Raw genomic sequence first — 25,017 nt, 5'->3', positions numbered from 1 at the left:
GCATGAACATCGCTACTTTCTGCCAGCCACACCTGGGTTGCAAAACCTTTCATTAAATTATCAGGTGCTCCGGGCCCACCCATTTTTGTGGGTACCCAGCCGGGATCTACCGCATTAGAATAAACCTGGGGCCACTGGCGGGCAACAGCCATTGTTATAACTAAGTTGTGAAATTTAGAATCAGCATAGCTGACACTTAGGTTATCAATTTCCAGGCCTTTCAAACCTGGGTCTGCTTGCTTATGCATTCCCGAACTAAGATAAATCAAGCGCCTGGGTTTTTTAATCAGGCAAGTCAGAATGTAAGGTGCTAGGCTGTTAACAGCAAATAGTGGCGGCAAGCCGTCTTTGGTAAGTTTACCTTCTGGCACTTGGAATACTGCTGCATTGTGTATAACAGTATCGAAATCACCTAACTTGTTGATTTGATAAGCAAGTTCTTTGGTTTCTTCAATACTGGATAAATCCCCGGTTAGTATGGTCTCAGCCCCTGGTACCCTTGCCAGTCCATACTTTGCACGTGCTGGGTTACGTGCATGCAAAACCACACTATGCCCTTTGTGAACTAGCGCATTTGCCGCCAGTTGCCCCAGCCCATCGACTGAGCCGGTAATCAATATTCTTGCCATATAAATATTTACTTATTTGTGATCTGCTTAACTTTATATAAGACGGGTAGTAACTAATGCCCTTGTATGTTTTAAGTTCATGTAATTGCAGATCAGCTTGTTCTTAATGTTAATAGGAGTTTTAAGATCTTAATTCTTCATTGAAGTCAATGCTGTTTTTGTAACCAATTTGGGAAAACAAAGCCCCTGCTAAAAGCAGAGGTTAGAAAATGTTTTAGAGCTGGCTGTTATAAACCTGACCCTGACTTTCTTAATCTTTCCTGTTCTGTGAGATCCTCTACATCCACTTCGGTTTTGCGGACGGTTTCATTGATGATCTCATCGTGCTCTTCCACTGTTTTATTCAAGCTCACTTCCTCCACTACGCGTGCTTCTTTGCTGACCACAGGGACTTCCGCATACTCCTTTACTTGGAATGTACCTTCTTTGAAGGTGTCAAAATCTGAATCTGACGCAATGCGGTCAACAGGTGTCCTGTCCACGGTGACCTGCTCCTGGCGAAGACGGATGCCTTCCTGAACCGGGCGCGATACGATGCGGCTCCTCAGACGCACACCACCTGTTTGTACCTGACGCTTGCCAACCTGCAGCTTTTCCTCAATTATAGGGAGTGAAGCAGTAGTGTCATCAGAAACAGAAGATGCATTCGGCAGGGCTACAGCATACGTCTGGTTAGAGGAATACCCAGCTGCACTTTCATTGACATCAACTGCCCCGTATTGATCAAGGATCGCTGCAGCAGCTTCAGCTTCGTTGGCGCTGGCTGCATGCACAGTTACAATCGTGCCATGCTTTCCTGCTTCTGAGTAACGTTTTGTCTCTTCTTCATCACCATCGAAAAGATCCCTAAAGAAGTTCCCGATACGGTCTCCTAGATCTTCATTATGGCTACTGACCGAAGTTTTGCCGGCTTCTGAGGTGTATGATGCAGTTTTGATATCGACATCTGCGTCAGCAAACCCGTTTGCCAATAAGTAGTTCTGCGCCTGCTGGGCATCACTTTCATACTCGAAAATTCCTATTACTGTATTGGACATGATTTCTCTATTTAAGCTTTTGGTTAATTGATTTCCTGGCGTATTTAAATAATTGTGCCTGATGGCTGACTTGATATACTAAATGAATTCTTTTTGCGCTATCGTTATGTCTTCAATGGTGATCTTACCTTTTAAAAATTGATTCTTCTTCAATAACCTATTTGCATACTTGGCTTGGCCGGTTTTAAGACACTTAGTGACCAGCATCAAAAGCTTTTAAAAACAGGCTTCTGCCATGACGCTGAATAGACATCAAGGTTGTTTTTGGATTTTATCAATGTAGCTATCGCTGTGTCTGCGAGATGGTCAACGGTTCCCTTAACTTTGTCTGCATAAATGTCCACAGCAATTTTTGCTTGCCCTGCTACTTAACTAAGCTTTCCCTTGGCGGCATCAGCAGCTTCTGATTAAGCTGCGGCAAGCTCCAAAGCCGCTATTTTTTGCTTTACCGGCCTATTGATTGGTGTGGCAGCAGCTGGTTACGGAGCTAAAAAAGGAACAAATTTCAAAGATGGCCCTAGTCAATATGACCGTGCTGTACAATATAGGACAATATAAAAAGAGGCAGGTCATACCTTTCCCTACCCCTAAAGGATTAAACAAAAGAATGGTCCAATCTTGCCGGATCTGACAAATAAGTCCTGAAATCCTGTCCCTGAACAATAGAGAGCAAGGTAAAAGATCAGTGTTTCTTCTACAAACCCATTTTGTGGTATGATATTTCTGAATACAACAGATATCAAGCTTTGAAAATGTTATGGAGCTTATTTTTGAGGCCATGAAGCTCTTTAAGGATGAGGACTACATTGTATTTGAAATCAATGATAGGATTAATGCTGACATCAATTCGGGCATGAGACTTCTTGAAGATGAGGAAATGGCTATTTGCCTGTGGACTACAATTTCAAACTATCCCGTTGAAGGCCAGTTGACCAACAAGGGGAAAGGTCTGCGGGATTACTTAAAGAATCATGAATGGGATTAAAAGTTAGGTTAAGTTCTTGCCAACAATTCATCAGAAAAGGCTTAATTGAGGTCTAATATCGTATAAAGCCTGTATCTTATTATATTGAATATGAATGTTTTGAGCGGATCACTTTGTGGTAATCAACATCAACTAAATATAAGATTTGAGCCAGCCGAAATTGTTAATCAACCAAATTCACCAATTATTTTTTAGCATAGGTCCGGATTTTAGATCCTGATCTACTAAGTAGTGTGTAGTAAGGTTAAAACTCCCCGGCCATTGCCGGGGAGTTTTATTGCTGGTATTCAGGCATTATAACATGGCTTTCGGGCAATAATTACCTCTGTTACCTCTTTAAGGATTAACAAAAATCGAAAAGGCCTAAATCTTTACTTGCGAGTGCATCAAACAGGTGATGAATCCATGCTGGCACGATGTTGATAAAGCATTATACGTAAAACGGGTAATATGGTAGGGTTCATCAAGAATAGGAATTGATAGTAGCTGACCTGGTGGGTGTTTAGTATTAGCACACCAATTTCAAATACATGCACCCTAATAACTTTATCAATCCCTATTAGCATAACACTGCAATAATCATCCCAGCAAACGATCAAAAAACCTGCATCAATGACCCAGACAGCAACAGCAATTGACAAAGTACACCAAATCAATACTATAAACCATCTCCCTGGTAACAGGCTCCAGCTACAAGCCGGTGTGGATATGGAAAAACTCATTGGACACGCGCATCTGTTTGGCCGTTATTTTGACACCCGTGAAGGCTTTCAAATTGAGCCAATCGGGACGATGACTTTACAGGCCGATGGAAGAGTTACCGGTTACGCACATCCTAACGAGGGAAGCTGGAAACCCTATATACATGGTACAGTCAGTAGCGATAAAGCATTTGCATTCATCAGTGCACACAATGGCTTCATTCCAAGTTCCACCTGGCAACAATCATTGGGAAGTATGCCCATCGGTTATTTTTGTGATGAGCCCGAAAGACTTAGCAAACTTTGCCTGGTGCCCCACCAGGTAGTCAGCAGCCAGGTCAGGATAATCTACCTGGTCGCTTCCTGTTATAACTTTTTTAAAGATGGACGTACCATCCCAAACATTCTGGGCCAGTTGTATGCGGAAGGCATTGGACCTGACCGCATCAAGGTAGTTGTAAATGGCTGTGAACAAAATGAAAACAGGATGATTGAGGGGGTATCCTTTGCATTTAGTACGCATAATGCATGGGAATACAGCGCTATGTATGAAGCTCCATTGCGCTGGGATTTTGATTATGCCATGCTCATCCATGATACAAACCGGATCAATCCAGGGTTTCGCAGAAAAGTCGAGGAGTTTAATGGCCATTTGATGTGGGACCATTTGCCTGCAACCCCTCTTGCACGTTGCCTGATCGGTTTATACTCCAGAAAATTCCTTCAAAGATTGAATCCATGGCTAAAAAGTATAGACGGGATTGACAAAGCCAACGGGATAATTGCTGAGGCCTCCGGTGAGATACTGCTGCATGCCAACTCTGTACTGGTCATGTCCGATCCTGAAAGCAACGGCGCATCACGACAAGCAGAATGGAAGGAAGTAGTAGATGTTTACAATACCGGCTCTCCGCGTGTACGCCGGGTTTTTCCTGCCATAGGGCTTCATAAGTTTATACATTCCGGTAACACCAATCCACTAGGATTATAACAGCAACTATTTAATAACTAACATTCTATGTTAGTTATTAAATAAAGCATACGCAATTGAATCATCCCTTTATGTTATACACCTTGGTTTGTAGTCTTGACTTTGAACTGTTTAGGTATAGAAATCATTAAAACTTAGCTGAGGATCAACTTATTTACCATTAAATAAAACAATGTGGAAAACAGCTCCTTAAAGCAATATTATTTTTATCTGTTCCTGGGAATTATTCTGTCTGGCATCGGCATCTGGATACTAATAAAACCAATTGACCCCTATAATACATTATCTAATTTGTTGATGACTTCATTTGTGGTGATTGGCATATTAGAAATCTTTTATTCCATTTTCAACCGCAGGGAAATAGATAACTGGGGATGGTCGCTGGCTTCAGGTACTGTTAGTCTGCTGATAGGCGCCTTGCTTTTTGCACATCCTATGGTAACTATGACGATACTTCCTGTGTATGTAGGCTTTGGAATTTTCTTTCGTTCCATTATGGCAGTAAGCTGGTCTTTTAATCTAAAAAGCAAAAAAGTTGAAAACTGGAGCTACTTGTTAAGCCTGAGTATTCTAGGTGTTATCTTTTCCTTTATCATTATTTTAAACCCTGTTCTCAGAGGCATTACCGTAATATTTTACACTGGTTTAGCATTTATGATCATCGGGATCACCAATATCTATCTGGCTATCCGATTAAAAAAAGATCAACAAACGTCTGGAATAATTTTCAAATCAAAACGGCTTAAATAAATATGTATTGTACTGAGATAGTCTTACTAACCATGTAAGTTTGTGAAAGTGAATTAGTTAATCGTTGTCAGGAAAATTTCAAAAACAATTAATATCAATCTCTGGCAGATGAGCATTGTCGATCAGGCCTATTTTCTGACCAACTACTGTTGAGTTAGAAAATTCCGGAGTAGGCTGAGTTTTTTCTCATGATTAGAAAAACGTCAAGGAATGTTATTACTTATTTTAAATCGATTAGGTTAATTAACCCAAATTGCTAGATGCAGTGTTGTAATATTCCCAGTTTATTTATTCATTCTCAACAGGATTTATGATTAATCTTGCATTAACAATCCGCCTATGCATTTCTTTCACCCCGAACCAGTTTCTTAAATAATCCATCGGAATAACTACTACATGGGAACAAATACATTTTCATGCAAGGTTAAAGCTTATATTGATGGTGTCAAAATGGTTTATTACTGGCTTGGCAGCATCAAACAAGTGAAAGCCAACGTTGATCCCGGCCATTTACAGACAAAATCTAGACACATTATTGATTAATGTTCACTTCTATATCAACATTCTGGTTTTCAAGCAAGAATATATAAAATCTATTCGTTTCTTAAAGTTTGTAGCTTTGTGAAATGAATAACCAATAACAATGAATTAAAATGACAAAAGCGGACACGATTTCTAGAATAGTTGAAAAGACAGGGATACAGAAGGAAGAGGTTGAAAAAGTTCTCGAGGCATTTTTTGCCACCGTAAAAAGCTCTCTCAGTGAAGGAGAAAATATTCATTTCCGTGGTTTTGGTAGTTTCGTTATTAAACAAAGAGCAGAAAAAACAGCAAGGGATATATCTCGAAAATCGACAATTATCATTCCAGCTCACAAGATTCCTTTTTTTAATCCGTCTAATGATTTCATAAACCAGGTAAAAGGTTCATTATAAAATTTAATTGATTTGCTAGTTATAATAATTTCAATCGAGTTTTCTCTTCGATAGTATGATTAAAATTCCGGGTTTTATCCTACTAATAAGTCCAAATACAATTTCCAATGAAAGCCGCCTTATCACGTTAAGATATGGTTCAATTGTCTTAGCCCCCTGAACATTTGGACAAAATTGTAAAAACAGTTTAGTCCATTTAATTTAGGGATCATGAGTAAACAAAGACGAACATTCAGCGCCGAAGACCGGTACTCAATTGTACAAGAATCTCTTCGGGATGGTCATTCCGAGGTTAGCAGGAAGTATAGCCTTTCACCATCTCTTCTGAGAAGATGGAAGGAAAAGTATTTAACAAGCGGCAAGGACGGCCTTCGGAATTCCTACTCCCATATTGATCCGCAACTGCGTGTCTTAAAAGAAGAGAACGAACGGCTTAAACGCATTGTGGCAAAGCAAGCTCTCGAACTCGAAGTAAAAAGTGAGTTGCTAAAAAAAACTCCTATCGGACTCAGGAAAAGATAGCTATTATGTCTCATTACCAACAACGTGCAACAAGAAAGGAACTATGTGGATGGTTAGAGTTACCTAGAAGTGTATCGTATTACAAACCCCGGAATGGCAAGCCAGGAGCGAAAGCAAGCCAGGTAACGATGACACTGGATGGAGTTCTCGTACCCAATGAAGATGTGGTACTTCGTATTAAACAACTTATCGACACTGAGTTTAACGCGTTTGGATATGAGTATGCGACGCACGAACTAAAAAAAGAGTACATGATCAACAAGAAGAAAGTATACCGGCTTATGTCAGTGAATGGTCTTCTATTGAACAAAATGATTAGGCCAGCTGGAAAACGTGAATTTGTTCAGTTTCGACGCATTGAGGCTAGTAAACCATTAGAGTACCTATGCTGGGATATTAAATATGTTTGGGTTCATGGTGAGCGCCGCAACTACTACTTGCTGTGTATTTTGGACGTTTATACACGTAAAATCATTGATTGGATGTTCCAGGGCAACATTCGGCAGCTTGATTTGATAAACTTACTGCGGCGAGTTAACCATTCCTATCAATTGCAAGGCGTTATTCTGCGCAATGATAATGGAAGTCAATTTATTTCCCATAAAGTGCGAAATTTTCTGAAAAATTCGGAAGTAAAACAAGAGTTTACCCATGTTGCTACCCCAGAAGAAAACTCCTATATTGAAGCATTTCACAGTATTCTGGAACGTGAAGTGATTGAACGAAATGAATTTGCTAGTTACTATGAGACCAAAGAAACAATTCAGCGCTTCATTACACATTATAACCAAAGTAGATTACACCGTTCAATCGGTTTCATAACGCCCCAACAAAAATGGGAAAAAGCAATGGTTTGTGACAAAACCATATTAGAAAAAGTGTCCAACTGAAAAGGGGGCAAGACATTAACATACTATGGCATCTGTATAAGGCTACAAGCGATATAAATCTGTGAAGTAAAAGATTTAAGGATTAGAAAAAATTAATGTTCAGGTGCCTATAATAGAAAATTTAAAGCTTATCAGGAATTTACCTGGATAACCGGTTAACATTATTGAAGGCCGTGCATAGCAGCCTATTTACCTTGGGAGGTATAATCAACATAGAGCATATTTATGGCCAGTATGCAGGATAATAGATAGTGGCCATAAACATGACTAAACGCTTCTAACCGGAACTTTTCATTTATGCCCTATAAGGGTTTTTAGTTTGGCAAAATACAGAGTTGCCAGTATCGGAAGATCGTTTCGAGGTCTTCTTTGAGCTTTTTATAGTTGGTTGTCTTGACAAAGTACCCCTGAACAGTTAGTTCGAAGGCTGCCCGTACTGAAACCAGATGATTGGAAGTTGTAAAAAATATAAAAGGAATAGACCTTTCTTTCAGCATGGGAGAATTCTCAATGTATTTTCTGGTTTCCAAACCGTTCAGCGAAGGCAGGTTGATATCACAGATGATCAGGAAAGGCTGCTGCATGCTGGATCCCATGTATTTAATGATTTCGACTCCATCTTGGAAATACATGATCCGGTTTGTAATTCCAATTTCCCTTAACGCCTGGGTAATTAAGAGCTGATCATCTTCATCGTCTTCGACCAAAAAAACAGGGCCTGAATGTGGCATAGAATAAAAACAAGGCACTTTGCGGTGCCCGGTTGAACAAATGTGAAAAATAAAACCAAAGTAAAATTGTAAGCTCCTGTCTTTACGCCGTTATACAAGAACCTAACTGGACAGCCATGAAGTTAGCCTCACTGACACTGAGGTCGGCATCTTTGTTTTCCTGATATACGGGTTCGGATGTAATCAGATACTCGTAGCCGTTATGCCGAAAGTATGCTCCTGCCCGAAGATTTTGGTAGCAATAAGCCGTAAACTCGTATACGTTGCTTAGATTACCGAATTTGTTGTAAATCTTAATGTAAATCATTACTATATGATGAGGTGGATTATTTAGCTAATATAAGCACCTATTTTGTAATACTACTTGTTATATGACTTAAAAAAGTGCAAATCTTGATTTTACAACAATATATCCGGAATTAATCTTTTAAGATCATGGGCATCCCGGCATGCTGCAAAAGGTTTTCCGATCCTGCCAGATTAGTAAGGAATGCCGTAGTTATACAATCAGGCTTATGCTCAAAAGATGTTCGCTTAAACATTGCTATCAAACTGCTACGCTTATCACCCAGGCATATCTTGCCGCTACCTTTCGCCAATCTGGATCTTACGGCAATGGTTCGCAAATAATTTTGTAAGTTGCTGATCAGGCATAATAAAATGCCTTTTTACTCAACGTTACATTAGGGCGGATCTGCATTCAGTGAAATACTCCCGTTTCACTGGACAGCTAACAGATGAAATTAAGTTTAATTACGATGCTTTGGCATTGTTTCCAAAAAACAGTTCGTTAGGAATATATCCAGTCCCAGTGTGTTTACGTCGATGATTGTAAAATTCCACGTATGCTTTTATTCCACGATACAGGTTCATCCCACCATTTGGAGGGTTTAAATACACGTACTCTTGTTTGAGTGACCTCCAAAATCGTTCGATGAAAACATTGTCAAGGGCTCTTCCTTTTCCATCCATAGAAATTTGTATTCCTTTTTCTAACAGTGGCTTAATAAAACTCGGACTGGTGAATTGGCTGCCTTGATCGGTATTAAATATTTCGGGCTGTCCCTGCATACGTATGGTATCTGAAAGTGTTTCCCGGCACCATTCCATACTCATAGTGTTAGAAATACTCCATCCCACAATTCGACGGCTATATACATCAATAATAGCGAACATGTACATAAACCCTCTGAACATTGGAATATACGATATATCGGCTTGCCAGACCTGATTGAGGCGCTTAATCTTCAAGCCCTTCAGCAGGTAAGGATATTTGTAGTCAGTTGGTTTGGCTTTGCTCAGATTGCGCTTAGGATAAATTGTGCGCAAATTCATAAGCCTGTAAAGCCTTCTCACCCGCTTCACACCAACGGGATACCCCATGACGTGGTTCCGTTTTGGTTTACACTTTTACGGGTTAGTATAATATTTAAAATCTCAATTCTCATCCAGTTTGCCGATAGTATTCTTCTTCAAAGGCAACCGGGTTCAAATAGTTTAAGGACGAATGTAACCTCCTGGTATTGTAATAGCCGTCAATATATTCAAAAAGGACAGTTTTTAATTTTTCCAGACTCTCATATCCTCCTTTCGGCATAGCTAATTCTGCCTTGAGTCTGCTCCAAAATGACTCTGCCCATGCATTGTCATAAGGATCATCAGCGCGAGACATACTTTGTTTCAGCTTGAAGGTCTTGACCAACTCCTTCATTTTGTTTGACAGATATTGTCCACCGCGATCAGAATGAATAATCATACCTGGTTTGACTCTTCGCCTCAAAAGAGCCCTTTCCAATGGTTCCCTAACAAGACTGTCCTGCATATTTTCACCTAACTGCCAGCCGACTATTTGACGCGAGAACAAATCCATCCAAACGCATAAGTATGCCCATTTACCGCCTTTTAGAGGCATGTATGTGATATCAGAAACCCAGATACTATTTGGTTTTATTGGTTTGGCTTGACCAAGTAAAAGATTGGGAGATACCCGTTTCCCATGTCCACTATCGGTCGTCCTTGGAATAAATTTCCGCGGTTGAATAGCTCTCAAGCCCTCTTTCCGCATGATTTCAGAAACTTTCCTGCGACCAATGGTTATCCCTTTCTGTTTTAAGGACTCCTGAATGCGCCTACTACCATATCGCTTCCAATTCTGGATAAATTCGACCCGTATTTCATGCCTTGGCCGATTGTATTTTTTGTCCGCATTGTGGCTTTCTCCACGTCGATAGCGATAACATGCTGTCCTGCTAACTTCGAAAAGTGTGCATAAATAATTGACCTTTTGTGTCCGAGAGAGTGAATATATCAGCTCATAGACGTCTCTGAGTCGGACTGGCTCAAGAGACCTAAGGCCTTTTTTAAAATTTCGCGGTCGGTTTTTAAGCGCGCATTTTCAGCACGTAATTTAGCAACTTCTGCGGCCAGCTTCGCCGACTTGTCGTTACCATTTTCTCCGGGAGTCGATTTTATCTTTTTTGTTGCCATTCTTTTCCAACGATAGAGAAGATTCTCGGCAATTCCAAATGCTTCCGAGATTTCCTTTGCGCTTCTACCGGAAGCCAGCATTCTTATCACTTCCTGCTTAAACTCAGCATCATAACTCCTACGAATTTTAATTGTTTTTTTGTCTTTCATCTTGCATCACGATGTGCAAAAATGTGTGCCGCTTTTTGGAGCCACCTCACCCAAACCGATTAGGTAATCGCGCATACGTTCCACTCCATAAAATGGGCAGTCTAAAAATTGACGGTCAATGGCTTTCATCAAGCGCTGATTTAAGAGAGATTGCCCTCTTGGCTTGAAATAGTAGCTACTGCGCTGTATACCAATTAACTTGCATTGCGCAGAAACACTTAAAGCGGTATACCCAGGGGAAACAAGTCCACGTTTTTCCATAACACCGCTTCGGCGGACCGATCATTTCCCCAAGACCTTTTTTTAAAAGTCTACCTGGACTTGAAGCTCTCCGATCTTAGAATATAATTCCTTCTCTTTTGTATTTGCAGCGTCATTTTCAGTCGCTGGCACCTCCTTACTGAACACAAGCTCCGCCTTTTCCAGAAACTCCCGCTTCCAGGCCGCTATCTGGGTTGGGTGAATCTCGTACTTAGAGGCTAGTTCTTGGACGGTTTGAATCTCTTTAATGGCTTCAATGGCAACCTTGGCTTTGAAGCTCGCACTGAATTTTCTGCGTTCCTTTTTCATAGTCAACAACTAAATTAAAAATTAAAGTAGCTGTTCAGATTTTTGGGAGTATTATACCACGAACGGCATTCCAAAGCTGTTGACAGAAAGCGACACATAATTGGCATTTCCTGCCGAAAGCCCGGCGTTGCCGACCGGAATCCAGGCTGTGCCGTCAAACTTCATAATATGGATCCGGTTATTATCCGCTGCATCTGTGTAGGCCACATAAGGTATTCCTGAATTGTCAAGAACCAGCAAAGTTCTGGAAGCAGAGCCGGTCGAGAATCCGGGCGTGCCGACTGCTTCCCAGCTGCCGCCGCCATACTGCATGACGGAGACCTTGTTATCGTTTCCGGCATCGGTAAATGCCACGTACGGAGTACCTGACGCATTCAGCGCCAGTGTCGTATAACCTGCGGAATCAATGGAAATGCCCGGTGTCCCCACCGGCTCCCATGCATTTTCGCTGAACTTCATGACGGTTGCCTTGTAGCCATTTCCCTGATCGGAATACGCCATGTAAGGTGTGCCGGAAGCATCCAGCGCCAGTGAGGTATACAGTGCCGTTCCTTTGAAAAAACCTGCATTTCCGGTTAATTGCCATGTTCTTACATTGTCAAAAGCCGGTGTATTTACAATTAATGCAGCCCTATCTGAAATCAAAACATTGCCATTGCTTACCTGTACACGAAACCGATAACCATTCAGCGAAACCGGTGCATTGGTTACATTCAGGGTTGAAAGATTGGCCCCGCTGTAAATGCCGCCATTGGTGACGTTGGTAAATGTATTGCTGTTGTCATAGCTCACCTGCCACTGATATGTTAATGCTTCATCGTCCGCCGTTGCATTAACAGAAAAGCTGGCAGCTTGCCCGCCTGTAATGGTTCTGGCAGCCGGCTGTGCAGTAATGGCCGGCATAACCGGCATCACCAGTTTCATAACAGTAGCTTTTCCGCCATTGCCGTAATCTGAATAAGCTACATATGGAATATTTGAATTGTTGATCACAAGCGAGAAGTAATAAGCTTCCCCAGCTGAAAAACCGGCCTTTCCAACCGTTTCCCATGCCGCTCCGTTGTACTTCATTACGGATGCTTTACGGTCGTTGATAATTTCGGTATAAGCCACATAAGGTATGCCGGACTTGTCCAGCGCAAGTACAGGATAATCCACGTCACCTTCCGAAAAGCCGGGTGTTCCTACCGTTTGCCAGCTGTCACCGTCAAATTGCATGACGGTTGCTTTGCTACCGTTTGCCTCATCTTTGAAAGAAATATAAGGCTTGCCTGAATTGTCCAGCACCAGCGAAGTATAAGGTGAGCTGCCTGCAGAGAATCCAGCCTTGCCCACCGTTTCCCAATCGGTACCGTTGAACTTCATAACGGTGGCTTTATTATTGTTCCCATAATCAAAATAAGCAACATACGGTGTGCCGGAACCATCCAGTTTCAGCGAAACATAGCCGGCATAATTTTCAGAAAAACCCGCCATGCCCACCGGAACCCAGGCTTCACCATCGAATTTCATTACAGTGGCCTTGTAACCGTTTCCTGCATCCGTATAAGCAACGTAAGGTATACCGTTATTATCCAGAACCAGCGATGTACTGGAAGCATTGCCATTGGAGAAACCTGCCGGTCCCACCGGCTCCCAATCCGACCCGTTAAACCTCATTACCGTAGCCTTGTTATCATTGCCCGCATCCGTAAATGCAACATAAGGCATTCCGGACTTGTCAAGTGCAAGCGATGTGTAGTACGTCTCGCCGATGGAAAAACCAGGTGTCCCAACGGCATACCATTTGGAGCCGTCAAATTTCATAACCGTCACTTTATAGCTGTCGCCCTCGTCGGAGTAAGCCACGTATGGCGTACCGGAATTATCCAGAACCTTCGATCTTACATATGCCTTTACGGGAATTAGAAAGGCTGCAAGCCGTTCATCGATTTTTGCACTTACAAATCAACAAAGAAGTAGAAATTAATAACATTGTAAAACTAGCTGCTGAAATCTGTGGGACACCCACAGCTTTGGTTACTTTACTTGATGATCAAACCCAATATATCCGGTTCAAATTTGGTTTTGACAAGGATGAAACCAGTCAAAAGGATGCATTTTGTTCTCACACGATTCAACAGCCTGAGTTAATGATTGTGCCTGATGCATTGATGGATCCCCGTTTTGTTGATAACCCTTTGGTTACCTCAGATCCAAATATACGGTTCTATGCAGGTGCACCCTTAACAACCCAGGATGGCCACAGCCTGGGAAGTTTATGCGTGATTGATCAAAAGCCTAAGGAATTAACAGAGATACAAAAAAGTATGCTGACGATCCTTTCCAAACAGGTTATTCAGACACTGGAATTTCAGATGAGTATTCAAATCCTGAAAGAACAATTTATAACCGCTAAAAACGCAGAGATAAAGTTAAGGTCCTTTTTTGAAAGCTCGAATTCATGCCATCTTTTATTTGGTAAAAACATGGAGGTTATGGCCTATAATCAAACAGCAAATACTTTCTTTAACAAATACTTTGGCATCTCTCTTTCAGAAGGCATGTGTATCAAAGCATACCTTCACGAATTACACAGGGAAAGCTTTTTGGAAAACTTTGAATATGCATTAAGTGGAAAAGCTGTAAAAAGTGAAAAAGAGCTTGCCTATGCAGACAAAACGATTTACTGGTATATGACTTATGAACCAGCATTTGCAGAGAATAGCGAAGTGATTGGTGTATCCTTTAATGCCTCCGATATCACCGAACGCATCAAACAGGAGCAGTTGGTAATCATGCAAAATAAATCCTTGAAAGAGATTGCTTTCATTCATTCCCATGAGCTGAGAAGGCCGGTTTCATCCATTATGGCCTTAATGGAAATCATTAAGGAAGAAGATTATTATACGGCCGATAAAATGGAATTGGTTATGCTGGATAAAGCAGTAGAAGAACTTGATACCAAAATAAGGGAAATAGTATCTTTCACTAGTTGATTAATAACCTAACAATCCTGATAGTACTGATTGTATTACTCTGAAATAGCCTTACTCTTTTTCAAAAATAGTTGCTGAGATTTGTCATCGATCAGGCATTATGTTCAACTACGCCGTAAAGACTATTCGTTGACAAAAGATTAATGTTCATCACAGCATTAGTTAATAGTTTATTTAACCATCGGGAATAAAATCCAGTAAACCGAATTCAGTAACATACGGTATACTATATTCTAATATTAATTTTCTAATCAGGCCTTTTAAATGAAAAAGTTAGAAGAAGATATCAGAAAAAGGTTTTCTGAAGAGATGACCGCTTTAAAGGATAATGAAAATACAATTGCCGAGAAGACAGGGGTTCCTCTTCAAAAGTTAACGGATATTGCCTAGGGCAGTAATTTGACCGCTTTATTAATCCTGGGCAGTTTATGCCGGACCTACCCACGTTTTGACAGCACTTATGTGATTACCGGGATCAGAAGGGAAGATGATTGTGAAGGCTTGCGGTCGATGCAGGAAGATATCCTTTTCAAGAAAAATTTAATTGCCAGAATGGCTAATCCATCATAACCCGTAAGCTACAAAAGGCAGTGAACTACCAACATCAAGCCATAAAGCTTTTTGAAGAGAAAGACTATCTGTTTTTTCTTTTACAGCCGGATCTGACGCCAGATATTATTTCTGCTTTGAAATCCCTTGAGCAAGACGGTACCGTGGTCTGTACATGGTCCTTTAATCAGGACTATCCACTGGAAGGTCAATTGACTACAAAGGGGCAGTTGTTTAGAGATTATCTAAAAAACAATGAGTGGTAATACAAGGAAGAGAAAGTAAACAGCAACCAGGCCGGGTTCAAAGACGGCTATGTTCCAAAGAACACCAACCTATTAACCAGGATGATCCAAGTAAAGAGCTGCCGCGTATTTAACATCAAGTCTTGTGCATATTCATTCATTGCAGATCAGGACCTTACAATCAAGCAGGGAGACATCATTCATTATAATGGACATGAATATAAAATTATAACCAAGCCAGTAAACCATGTCAATGGTACCGACTATACAAATGGTACGGACCGCATGATTTCACTGGAGACCCTGTTCAGGGCAGAAAGATTGTAAACACCTGTTCAACCCGTTTTTTTAATATTCTCTTGGACATATACTGTGACACGTGCGTAAGCAGTGACACTGGAAGACGAATTTGAAGCAATGAAACGGTTTAAGGATGAAGACAGGTTTTCACTTCGGTTAGCATCCAGGCTTCAGCCCCATATAATTTCCGCCTTGAGGAGACTGCTGCAAGACAACATGGTCATTTGTGTCTGGACATTAAACCGGCAGTATCCTATGGAATGTGAATTGACTGAAAAAGGGATGCGGTTTCGGGGATACTTGATGCAAAACGAGTGGAATTAGGATGGAGGATAGCATTTTTGGTAAAAACGCTTGCGGACAAACCAAGTTGTTTAATATCCAACTTATCATAATGGTAAAGCGTTGTGATCTTGAATTTGATCATTGGGGTTAAACCACATTTCACCAGTAATATAAGAAGGCTTTAATGGATGGTAAAAAGTATCGGGATATATGACATCACTGCGTTCAATAAAAATCTCACTGGGATCGGGCTGCCTATACAATCCGGATACCCCTCTTAAATGAACAAAAGTGCCCCGCAGAGCTGATATTAAGATCAGGTCATGCGGATACAACTTAAACTTTGCGATTTGTTTTTGATTGGAAACAAAATGTTATAAATATGCAGGCATTTGGTTTGATGTTGCCGGGAGTACTTTTATGAAAATAATATTCTTTTCTGCAAAGCCTTATGAAAGGCCCTTTTTTAATAAGTACAACGAGCCTTACGGCTTTGAGCTGGTCTATTTTGAAACACATCTTGGCCCTCATATTGTCAACGCTGTTGAGAATGCAATTGCCATCTGTGTGTTTGTCAATGACAAGGTAAATGCAGCAGTAATTTCCGTACTGGCTGAAAAAGGGGTTAAGATCATTGCACTGCGCTGTGCCGGCTACAACAATGTAGATCTGGATGCAGCAAAAGCCCAGGGTATCCACGTATGCAGGGTTCCGGAATATTCTCCTGAGGCTGTCGCCGAGCATACCACAGCCATGTTACTGACTTTAATCCGTAAAACGCATAAAGCTTATAACCGTGTACGGGAGCAAAACTTTGCATTAAACGGCATGCTTGGTTTTAATCTTTATGGTAAAACCATCGGCATCATCGGTACGGGCAAAATTGGGAAAGCATTTTGCAGGATTATGCTTGGCTTTGGCTGTAACGTGATTGCTTATGATCTGTTACCTGATCTGCACATGAAGGCACTGGGTATTCAGTACATGTCTTTCGAAGAGGTGTTAAAGAAAGCAGATATTATATCGCTGCACTGTCCGCTAACCCAGGAAAACCATTACATGATCAATAAGGCAGCTTTGGCAATGATGAAAAAAGGAGTTGCTGTGATCAATACAAGCCGTGGCGGACTGATCAATACCGTCGATGTTATCCAGGCATTGAAAAGCAAGCAGGTAGCCTATCTGGGCATTGATGTTTACGAACAGGAAGAGCAGCTGTTTTTCAAAGACCTTTCTGGCAGTATCATTGAAGATGACAATATTCAGCGGCTGATGAGTTTTCCAAATGTTTTGGTCACCGCACACCAGGCTTACTTTACAGAAGAAGCCCTTTCGCAGATAGCACAAGTAACCCTGGGCAGCATTGGGCAACTTGCCAATGAAAACCAGTGTGCTGACGCATCTGTTATGCTGGTATGAGAAGATAGAAAGCTGCAAAATTTCTTTGTTTCTTTCGGGTTTTCGTGCTGGAAACCAGTAGGCATAGCTGTAATGAAAGCAGCATGAAGATAGTATACCAAGGCCTGACAGCTACCCCGTTTTTTAGTGCAATAAAAAGTAAAAGTCCCCGGCAACAGCCAGGGATCTTTAAACCTTACTACAAATACACTACTAGTTCTTTATTTAATATTGGTTAACTGTATGGTTATCAATGGATCTAGGAAGCCTCTGGTAAAACCCTTTATTGCACCAATGGATTTATTTATCAATCCCATTCATGGTCCTTTAAGTAATTACGCAGTTCAATTCCTTTTTTGGTCAAACGCCCATAAATAATCGATTCCAGGTTTGTAGACCACAACAAATAAACCATACTCTGGGTTTCAAGAAGCTTTATATCAGCAATGATCCTGTGGTTAATACCTTCTTCAATGGTGAATATAATCTGGTCTTGATGCCTGAATATCTTCATTGCTTCAAATTCCTCTTCCATAATCGTTGACGCGATCTTATACAATAAATAACAGCAAGTAGTTTGAAAAGAACCTGGTCAGGCTCCTGAAATGGTTATACAGAACAAGCAGATTGGCCTGAACCTACCCTGTCCAATATCAGATTACATATTATTAGGATGCAGGCAGGATTTCCAGTATTTGTAAATCGTAGCAAGCCTGTCCTTTAATTCTTCATAGGTCTCAGGCTTTAAGAAATAACCCTGGATACAGGACTTATATGCTTCTTTCACTACTTCAACGCGGCCTGAGGTATCAAAGAATATAAACGGGATGGCTCTTTCCTTTAAAGGCGGGGACCTTTCGATGTAGTCCCGGACTCCAATGCCGTTCATCAGGGGCAGTGCCGTATTGCAAAGAATAAGAAAGGGCTGATCCGTGGTTGCACCCAGATATTCTATCAGCTCGATGCCGTCCTGAAAAAAAAGAATCTTGTTCTTGATGCCTAATTCTTTGGATAGTTGCGCCAGCAGAAGATAATCGTTCTCATCGTATTCAACCGAGAGTATGGGTCCTGAAAGTGACATTTGTAAATGAGTGGGTTATCGTTATACACGTTACTATTTGGGGCAACTATTATTTGTTGATCACCTGCACCGTAAAGCTTACCCGGGCATAATAAATAATACCATACCAATGAGATGTCATTACCCGGAATGGTTTGACAAGAGCATGAAAATGTCAGGTTTAAAAGTAATGGAGCTTACCGGTTAATGCTGCCAATTAAGCCAGCCAAGAATTGGCAAAGAATGGGATGTCCACCAGAAAACGCTGCATCAGTAAAGTTAGATCATCCCAGTCACGTATATTTTGGATTGCCAGAAAAGCCATCAAAGCATCAGCCAGCATTCGGGGGATAGTACCTTTACGGGTGGTACTTTACGACCACACAATGGGTATCCCTTTAAACAAGGTAGTACCGGATCCTGGACTTTGATCGAACCATTTGAACTGGCCCCGGAAAGGATGAATACCAATCCTCATCATTTTATGGTGATCCACTTTGGAATGGAACGAGGTCTACTGCCAGTTGCTCAGTTCGTCAGGATCCCTGTCAAATAGTCTTAGGTATCTGTTCTGGATCGTTATTAGCTTGTTTACCGGCAGCATATAGATGTGGTTAGGCTTAGCCAAACCATGTACTTTCACCCAGTTAACGGGTATCCGGATATGATTGGCCAGCAACTGGCCATACGGATGCTTACATTATTTCTTCCCAAGTGCTGGATTGTTATGAATGCAACACGGGGTTAAATATGTACGTCGTCAACCAAAAGTGGACAGATGCGGGTGAAAAGAAAAGAGAGGTTTTTACTTACTTTGTAAGTTCTGAAAAATATGATTTTTCCGTCGATTAATCATGGATAACTGCTTGGTTTTTTGCCGGTCTGCTAAAATCTGCTTTTGACGACCCCAATAGACATCTGCGGGTGTCACATTATCGAGCGATTCATGGTAGCGTTGATGATTATAGTAATGCACCCACTCAGTCAGTCGGCTACTCAATTCATCAGGGCTATAATAGTGTTCCAGTAACAGAACGTTTTTCATTGATCGGTGATAGCGCTCAATCTTACCTTGGGTCATGGGATGAAACGGAGCACTCCGGATATGATCGATGTTTTCTCCAGTTAAGTATTCTTTCAGATACCTAGATACATAAGCAGACCCATTGTCGGACAAGATACGAGGCCGCTGACCTGCCTTCAAATTACTGACTTTCAGAGCTGCTTGCACAGTTCGCTCCACATCCACCGCTTGCATACCCGGACATAGTTCCCAAGCCAGGATGTAACGCGAATAATCATCCAATACTGTTGAGAGATAATACCAACCCCAGCGCTTGATCTTAAAATAGGTAAAATCAGTTTGCCAAAGCTGATTAGGAGCAGTGGTTGGCTTATAGAAATGATCAGTTGCTTCCATCAATCTATAAGCTGGCGTAGTGATTAATCCCTGGCTTTTTAGGATACGGTAAACTGTAGATTCTGATACAAACCATCCTTCATTATCAACGATATAGCATGCTAACTCGCGACTGGAAAGATCCGGTTGTTCTAAGGCTAGTTCAACAATGCGGCTTTTTTCAGCAGGCGGCAACTGATTCCACCCACTGGTACGCCGATAAGGCTGATCAGCCAAACCATCAAAGCCATCATTTAGATAGCGTTTATACCACTCGTAGAAGGTTGATCGATTGATGCCTAGTTCGCTAAGGGTGGCCTTTATGCTAATTGAGGATTGCTCAACTAATGTAATGATTTCCATCTTTTCAGATTGGGTCATATGGTGATAAGGATTAATCTTCAGCTTTGAGGTTTTTTTTTAATACCCGATTCTCTAGGCTCAGTTCAGCTACCAGTTGTTTGAGGGCTTCATTTTCTGATTTTATAGATTGCACTTGTTTCGACCCCCTATTATTCGGACTGTTTTGGCAAATCAGTTTAGAAGACTTTGCCTCTTATTTACCAATGCGAAGCTAGCCTTTGCTCCATGATTGTCAAGGGCTTCGCAAGTTCCTCCTGCGTCGGAACCCTTGACAATCATTCCACTCTCAGCTGGTTTTGCATTGGGCAAATAATCCGAAAAATAAAATTGCCAGTATTTTTCCGGACTCATCATTTTGATGGATCCATGCCTTCTTTTGCTGTTATAAAATTGGTAATAGTCTGCAATTTTCCACTTTGCATAATGATAGGTATCAAACCAGTAACGCCTGATTACTTCTCGCTCTAAAATACTATGCAGCGCTTCAATATGGCCGTTCTCTTCTGGTGTTGCCACATGTGTGAACTCTTGCACAACATCGTTTTCTTTCAGATATTCTCTTACGAGGTGAGCTATAAATTGACTGCCATTGTCATTTCTTAATCGAATGCCCTTCACCTGATACTCCTGCAACACACCGTCTAGCAGTAAAACCACATCATGCTTCTTGATGCTGGGTTTTAGCACATGTCCCAACACCTTACGTGTACAGATATCTATGACCGTTAACAAAAATACATTTCGTTTTTCGCCATGAATGTATACATACTTAATATCCATGGCCAGATACTGCATTGGATGCTTCGCTTTTACCTTCCGGGCCTTGACAAACTCTCGTTTTCCTGTGGTCTGAATAACCTTTTTGTTTAAGAGCAGTTTTTCTTCTGCCATCAATCTGTAAGTCTTTTTTGGATTGATAATAAATCCTGCATCTCTGAGCTCTGATGTGGTTTTCTGATAACCATAGCAAACAAATTCTTCATTTAAAATCTTTCTGATAGCTACAATAACCTTTTGATTAGCCACCATCCCACCAGTTACAGTCATTGTGTGCGTGCTGGGCTTTCTGCCAGGTCTATTTGCAGACCGTCTGTAGTACCAGCTGCTCTTATGCTCTGAGCACCAGGCAAGTAAGCGGCTGATCCTAACTTTGTCCTTAAACTTTTCGACCGTCATCTTCCTTGCATGCGCAGCTGTTCCGTTTTTTTTAAAAGCTCAGTCTTAACAGCCAGTTCCAATGCCTGGTCAGCAACGATCCTTTTTAAGCGTTCATTTTCCTGCTGGATGGCCCGCAGTTCCGGATCTATGGTTTTGTACTGTGGCAGAAGTCCGTCCTTACCCTTGTGCTCAAACTGATGCTTCCAGCGGTAAAACAAAGCCTGTGATAAATCAAATTTACGGCAGGTCGTCAACATACCCTCAGATTCAGCCTCCCGCAAAATCTGCATCTTTTGATCTAATGTAAATTGTCTTCGTGTTCCCATTTGAAATCTAATTTAACTCTACTAAATCTTTTTTAAAATTTAGTCCGGTTAATTAGGGGGCTAGAACACACTTCCGGAGCGGTGGCTTCCCGGGTGGTATCGCCAGCTAATCGTTTTTTGCCTGCTTCCAAAAACTCTTTACTCCAGCGGTAATAGATATTGGTGTTGAGCCCTTCTCGTCTACATATTTCGGCTACTGATTGCTCACCTTGCAACCCTTCCAGAACAATGCGGATCTTTTCTTCAGCTGTGTATTGGCGTCGGGTTTGCCGCTGAATGTCTCTGATGATGGATAAAGCAGGTTTGCGCTCAGAAGTTGAGGCAACTGGCTGAGCAGTTTTGGATGATCGACTGGGAAGTGGTCCTTTGTTTGAATTGGACATAATTAAGGATGTTTAAGTGAAACAATTTACTGAATTGTCTCTTCTTATTTTCACCCATTTTGTCCACTTTTTGATGACGATTTACATTATAAGGAGGATCAATATAGATACATCTAATTCGTCCCTCATACTCAGGAAGCAAGGATTTTAGTGCCTCAAGGTTATCACCATGTATTATTTTGTTACCACTTTCTGTCGAATTTGAAGTTTGTCCATCCGACGCTGTAAAGCCATATTGATGATTTAAAACTCGATATGGAACATCGAGATGGTGATTAACAACTTTATCTTTTCCGATCCAATGAAGGGTAGGCATATTTATATCTAAGGCTTGTGTAATAAAAAATCGAACAGGCGAATGCGTTGCAAGTACCTCCCAATGACATTATCGGTTGAACCGACTTGCCTATTTAGGAAGTCATCTCCCTACAAATCATCAAAGTGTTTGGTTAACATATTTAAATAAAGTTGCTGTTTCTGGAAAAAAATCGTTGTCTTCGGTAGAAATCTTTTTCCAGTAAAAATTATTATTTTTTAGAGTAAGCGTAAACTTATGAACATAAATTACTCTCCCCCCACGAACATGTGTAATATCTAAATAAGCTACATTGCTTTTTCTTTTACCCGCCACCGATAAACCAGACCATTGAGTTTCAGATGTCAGACGTCTTGTATTAGCAATTCCTGAAACAGTACCATTTGTTGCAGTAAGTTCAAGCTCAACATAGTGTGATGGAGCAACATCGTCACCAATATTGCCTTCATTACCTAGGTTTCCAGTAAATTGAGTATCAAAATTTACAGAGCTAAAATTATGTTTTTTTTGGAAATAAAAGATAGCACCTGCAACTCCTCCTATTATAGCTACTACATATGATATACTTTCTAAAATATCTTTCATCCCTTTTAATACTACATTCTGATGTACCGATGATATTGCGATAATCATTCTAACTATTTCACCTCACTATCCAAATTTCTAAGTTCATTTTCAATTTCCTCAACCGTCGGAAAATTACTCCTTAAATCTTCCGGTAGCATTTCTGTAATTGTGAATTCACTGATTCCCATTGGCTTGTTTATGTCACGCAGGGCAAACTCTGCTTCTACATTATTTTTGTCTCGACATAATAACATTCCGATGGTTGGCCTATCATCTTCGGTTTTAAGAATTGAATCCACTGCCGAAAGATAGAAATTCAGCTTCCCAGTGTATTCGGGAGTAAACTTTGTATTTTTTAGTTCAATTACTACGTAACATTTTAGTTTCACATGATAGAATAGCAGATCTATATAGTAGTCCGAATCGCCGACTACCAGGTGGTACTGCCTTCCGATGAAAGCAAACCCTTTTCCAAGCTCCAGTAAGAATTGGGTAACGTGTTGAGTGAGTTGTATTTCTATGTCTAGCTCCTTAGCTTTGGGCCCAAGTGTTAAAAAGTCAAAAATATAGGGATCTTTCAAGGTTTGCTGAGCCAAATCAGAAAATGGCTTTGGTAGAGTTGAACTGAAATTTGTGATCGACGACCCTAACCTACTATATAAATTAGACTTAAGCTGTAATGCCAATATATCTCTGCTCCATCCATTTTCAAGAGTTTGTTGAAGATAGAAGTTTGCCTCTTGCAAGTTTTTTGACTTTGTAAAAATTAGAATATTGTGCCCCCAGGGTATCTGAAGGAATAGTTGACTTTGTAATTGGTCAACAGCCTGTTGACCAATTGGCGGTGAGTAAAAAGAATAGAATCGCTTACAGTATTTTAGATTTGAAGACGATAATCCCTTAATGTCTAAGAAATCCTCTTTTAAATCTTTCGACAATGTATCTATTAGCTTGTCACCCCACTGAGTCTCAGCTTGCTTTTCTACGATCAGTTTACCAAGTTCCCAATAGAAACTAATTAGAGCAGAATTAACAGCAACTGCGACTTTAATCTGTGAAGACTCAATTTTAAGCCTAATCTCACCGAGCCAAATCCGGTAATCAACGTCATACTTTAAATTATCCATTTTCGAGATTACTCAACAGGGTATAAAATGAAAACCGAATAGATATCGGCAACAAACTACAAGTTTACAGCCCAATCTACACGTTATTGACAATCGAAGCTTTTTTTTGACGCTCCCATCCCTCAATTTCAAGCCCTTCATGCCTCAAATAATTATACAAAGTTGCTTTACTGCCAATTTTGAGTTGCTCGCAAATCTGCATGGTGGTATATTTTTTACTTTGATAAAGCGTTGCTGCCAAACTTGCTAACTCCTTAGATTTTTTTGTTAAGCCTTTGGGACGCCCTCCTACCCGGCCGCGCGCCCTTGCTGCCTCCATTCCGGCTAACGTTCGCTCCATTAAAATTTCTCTTTCGTTTTCTGCAAAGACAGAACTTAGCATATACCAAAGCCTTCCCATTTTGGAAGAAGTGTCAATCCCTTCGGAAATACTCCGGAAGTCCACTCCCATTTCCTTCCATTCGACCATGAGCTTGATGAGTTCATATGTTGTTCTTCCCAAGCGGTCAATTCTCCAAACAACTATGACATCGCCTTGGCGAAGCTCTGATATCATCCGTATATATTCCGGTCTTTGCGTAGAAGCGCCGGAAATCTTTTCATGATAGATTTTCTCACAACCTGCTTTTTTGAGAGAGTCAAATTGCAGGTCCTGGTTCTGTTCGGTCTTCGAAACCCGTATGTATCCAATCACCATTCCAAAGTACAGTTTAACGTGCCAGTTCGCAATATACAGTAATTTGTTTTGGTGTACCACTAAAATGTAATTTCAAAGTGGCATAATCGGGCATTTTAAGAACCGAAAGGGAAGAAAAATCGAGAGGCCAAAGAGTACAGAAATACCACCGGTTAAATTTACATAAGTCACCTATAACTTAAAGTTATCTCGATAACACTCATGGAAGATGGCTGAGAGTAATGGGACTTATTGGTACATCGCCATCACATTATGCAATGTTCCGTTGACTTGACTTTGAAGGATTAACGGGATTGGTTTGAGGACAAAAATATATTACATTATAACCGTTCGATTAATTAGATGTTTGGCTCGTCCCTTTGTCCTGTTTATTCTCTGTTATTTGGCACATGTGCTTCATTTGGCAGCTCCACTTTGCTGAATGACCCATACACAAAATTGTGCTTTGTCAATTTCCTCCGAACATTTTGATGAAGATATAGGATCGC

General features: G+C 40.9%; 27 protein-coding genes and 1 pseudogene. 11 read left to right on the top strand and 17 right to left on the bottom strand.

Annotation, left to right across the window (positions count from 1 at the left end; translation table 11 throughout):
* Together FEM33_RS05160 and FEM33_RS05155 are read right to left on the bottom strand one after the other, a co-directional pair.
* A partial coding sequence (locus tag FEM33_RS05160; protein WP_139011033.1) for an SDR family NAD(P)-dependent oxidoreductase occupies positions 1-629 on the bottom strand: 629 nt, incomplete at its 3' end.
* A gap of 227 nt (positions 630-856) precedes the next feature.
* Positions 857-1,666, bottom strand: a complete 810-nt coding sequence (locus tag FEM33_RS05155; protein ID WP_139011032.1) for a YsnF/AvaK domain-containing protein — start codon at positions 1,664-1,666, stop codon at positions 857-859.
* Between the two features lie 757 nt (positions 1,667-2,423).
* On the opposite strand from FEM33_RS05155, the gene FEM33_RS05150 reads away from it, so the two are divergent.
* The 6 genes from FEM33_RS05150 (at position 2,424) to FEM33_RS05125 (ending at position 7,440) form a co-directional block, all read left to right on the top strand.
* A complete protein-coding gene (locus FEM33_RS05150) occupies positions 2,424-2,651 on the top strand; it encodes a hypothetical protein (RefSeq protein WP_139011031.1) in 228 nt (75 codons plus the stop codon).
* A 612-nt stretch (positions 2,652-3,263) separates the two neighbouring features.
* Complete coding sequence (locus FEM33_RS05145; protein WP_139011030.1) at positions 3,264-4,343, top strand: hypothetical protein; 1,080 nt, start codon at positions 3,264-3,266, stop codon at positions 4,341-4,343.
* A gap of 174 nt (positions 4,344-4,517) precedes the next feature.
* Entirely contained in the window at positions 4,518-5,093 is a 576-nt protein-coding gene (locus FEM33_RS05140) for an HdeD family acid-resistance protein (protein ID WP_139011029.1), read from the top strand.
* Between the two features lie 653 nt (positions 5,094-5,746).
* Entirely contained in the window at positions 5,747-6,028 is a 282-nt protein-coding gene (locus FEM33_RS05135) for an HU family DNA-binding protein (protein ID WP_139011028.1), read from the top strand.
* A 210-nt stretch (positions 6,029-6,238) separates the two neighbouring features.
* On the top strand, positions 6,239-6,550 hold the full coding sequence (locus FEM33_RS05130) for a transposase (RefSeq protein ID WP_139011027.1): 312 nt from the start codon (positions 6,239-6,241) through the stop codon (positions 6,548-6,550).
* Between the two features lie 5 nt (positions 6,551-6,555).
* The gene (locus FEM33_RS05125) at positions 6,556-7,440 is read left to right on the top strand and encodes an IS3 family transposase (protein WP_139011026.1); all 885 of its coding nucleotides are present in this window, start codon (positions 6,556-6,558) and stop codon (positions 7,438-7,440) included.
* A 314-nt stretch (positions 7,441-7,754) separates the two neighbouring features.
* On the opposite strand, the gene FEM33_RS05120 is transcribed toward FEM33_RS05125, so the two are convergent.
* The 6 genes from FEM33_RS05120 to FEM33_RS05095 all read right to left on the bottom strand — a co-directional run bounded on the left by FEM33_RS05120 (position 7,755) and on the right by FEM33_RS05095 (position 13,226).
* The gene (locus FEM33_RS05120) at positions 7,755-8,171 is read right to left on the bottom strand and encodes a response regulator (protein ID WP_139011025.1); all 417 of its coding nucleotides are present in this window, start codon (positions 8,169-8,171) and stop codon (positions 7,755-7,757) included.
* A gap of 753 nt (positions 8,172-8,924) precedes the next feature.
* Positions 8,925-9,554, bottom strand: a complete 630-nt coding sequence (locus FEM33_RS05115; protein ID WP_139011024.1) for an IS3 family transposase — start codon at positions 9,552-9,554, stop codon at positions 8,925-8,927.
* A gap of 61 nt (positions 9,555-9,615) precedes the next feature.
* Positions 9,616-10,479, bottom strand: coding sequence for an IS3 family transposase (locus FEM33_RS05110; RefSeq protein ID WP_262711962.1), 864 nt, complete (start codon positions 10,477-10,479; stop codon positions 9,616-9,618).
* Positions 10,479-10,808, bottom strand: a complete 330-nt coding sequence (locus FEM33_RS05105; protein WP_139011022.1) for a transposase — start codon at positions 10,806-10,808, stop codon at positions 10,479-10,481. The genes FEM33_RS05110 and FEM33_RS05105 overlap by 1 nt, the downstream gene beginning before the upstream one ends.
* Positions 10,809-11,111: 303 nt before the next feature.
* Complete coding sequence (locus tag FEM33_RS05100; RefSeq protein WP_139011021.1) at positions 11,112-11,378, bottom strand: transposase; 267 nt, start codon at positions 11,376-11,378, stop codon at positions 11,112-11,114.
* Positions 11,379-11,429: 51 nt separating this feature from the next.
* Positions 11,430-13,226 carry an NHL repeat-containing protein gene (locus tag FEM33_RS05095; RefSeq protein ID WP_139011020.1) on the bottom strand — a complete coding sequence of 599 codons (1,797 nt, stop codon included), beginning with the start codon at positions 13,224-13,226 and terminating at the stop codon, positions 11,430-11,432.
* Positions 13,227-13,267: 41 nt separating this feature from the next.
* On the opposite strand from FEM33_RS05095, the gene FEM33_RS05090 reads away from it, so the two are divergent.
* The 5 genes from FEM33_RS05090 to FEM33_RS05075 all read left to right on the top strand — a co-directional run bounded on the left by FEM33_RS05090 (position 13,268) and on the right by FEM33_RS05075 (position 17,154).
* Complete coding sequence (locus tag FEM33_RS05090) at positions 13,268-14,356, top strand: GAF domain-containing protein (protein ID WP_161597072.1); 1,089 nt, start codon at positions 13,268-13,270, stop codon at positions 14,354-14,356.
* Positions 14,357-14,620: 264 nt separating this feature from the next.
* Positions 14,621-14,746, top strand: a complete 126-nt coding sequence (locus tag FEM33_RS26830) for a hypothetical protein (RefSeq protein WP_262711961.1) — start codon at positions 14,621-14,623, stop codon at positions 14,744-14,746.
* 200 nt (positions 14,747-14,946) lie between these two features.
* On the top strand, positions 14,947-15,171 hold the full coding sequence (locus tag FEM33_RS05085; RefSeq protein ID WP_139011018.1) for a hypothetical protein: 225 nt from the start codon (positions 14,947-14,949) through the stop codon (positions 15,169-15,171).
* A gap of 81 nt (positions 15,172-15,252) precedes the next feature.
* Positions 15,253-15,477, top strand: a complete 225-nt coding sequence (locus FEM33_RS05080) for a hypothetical protein (RefSeq protein WP_139011017.1) — start codon at positions 15,253-15,255, stop codon at positions 15,475-15,477.
* Between the two features lie 678 nt (positions 15,478-16,155).
* A complete protein-coding gene (locus FEM33_RS05075) occupies positions 16,156-17,154 on the top strand; it encodes a 2-hydroxyacid dehydrogenase (RefSeq protein WP_139011016.1) in 999 nt (332 codons plus the stop codon).
* Between the two features lie 286 nt (positions 17,155-17,440).
* Here the strand turns inward: FEM33_RS05075 and FEM33_RS05070 are convergent, their stop codons facing one another.
* From FEM33_RS05070 to FEM33_RS05025, 9 genes and pseudogenes are all read right to left on the bottom strand, one after another.
* Positions 17,441-17,692: a hypothetical protein gene (locus FEM33_RS05070; protein ID WP_139011015.1), complete on the bottom strand. Its 252-nt coding sequence runs from the start codon at positions 17,690-17,692 to the stop codon at positions 17,441-17,443.
* Between the two features lie 99 nt (positions 17,693-17,791).
* Entirely contained in the window at positions 17,792-18,214 is a 423-nt protein-coding gene (locus FEM33_RS05065; RefSeq protein ID WP_139011014.1) for a response regulator, read from the bottom strand.
* Positions 18,215-18,998: 784 nt separating this feature from the next.
* Positions 18,999-19,973 (bottom strand): IS3 family transposase, encoded by a 975-nt coding sequence (locus FEM33_RS05060; RefSeq protein ID WP_139011013.1) that lies wholly within the window; start codon positions 19,971-19,973, stop codon positions 18,999-19,001.
* A gap of 153 nt (positions 19,974-20,126) precedes the next feature.
* Complete coding sequence (locus FEM33_RS05055) at positions 20,127-21,131, bottom strand: IS3 family transposase (RefSeq protein ID WP_139011012.1); 1,005 nt, start codon at positions 21,129-21,131, stop codon at positions 20,127-20,129.
* Positions 21,128-21,439, bottom strand: coding sequence for a transposase (locus FEM33_RS05050; RefSeq protein ID WP_139011011.1), 312 nt, complete (start codon positions 21,437-21,439; stop codon positions 21,128-21,130). Before FEM33_RS05050 ends, FEM33_RS05055 begins: the two co-directional genes overlap by 4 nt.
* A 68-nt stretch (positions 21,440-21,507) precedes the next feature.
* Positions 21,508-21,822, bottom strand: a pseudogene (locus tag FEM33_RS05045) (transposase); the annotation flags it as partial.
* A gap of 436 nt (positions 21,823-22,258) precedes the next feature.
* Positions 22,259-22,771: a hypothetical protein gene (locus tag FEM33_RS05035; protein WP_139011010.1), complete on the bottom strand. Its 513-nt coding sequence runs from the start codon at positions 22,769-22,771 to the stop codon at positions 22,259-22,261.
* 5 nt (positions 22,772-22,776) lie between these two features.
* Entirely contained in the window at positions 22,777-23,832 is a 1,056-nt protein-coding gene (locus FEM33_RS05030; RefSeq protein WP_139011009.1) for a PDDEXK nuclease domain-containing protein, read from the bottom strand.
* A gap of 76 nt (positions 23,833-23,908) precedes the next feature.
* A complete protein-coding gene (locus tag FEM33_RS05025) occupies positions 23,909-24,529 on the bottom strand; it encodes a recombinase family protein (protein ID WP_139011008.1) in 621 nt (206 codons plus the stop codon).
* Positions 24,530-25,017 lie beyond the last annotated feature (488 nt).

The sequence above is a fragment of the Dyadobacter flavalbus genome, from assembly GCF_006149045.1.
GTDB classification, from domain to species: domain Bacteria; phylum Bacteroidota; class Bacteroidia; order Cytophagales; family Spirosomataceae; genus Dyadobacter; species Dyadobacter flavalbus.
Note: the sequence above shows the minus strand (reverse complement) of the source record. Positions and strands in the feature narration are given on the sequence as shown.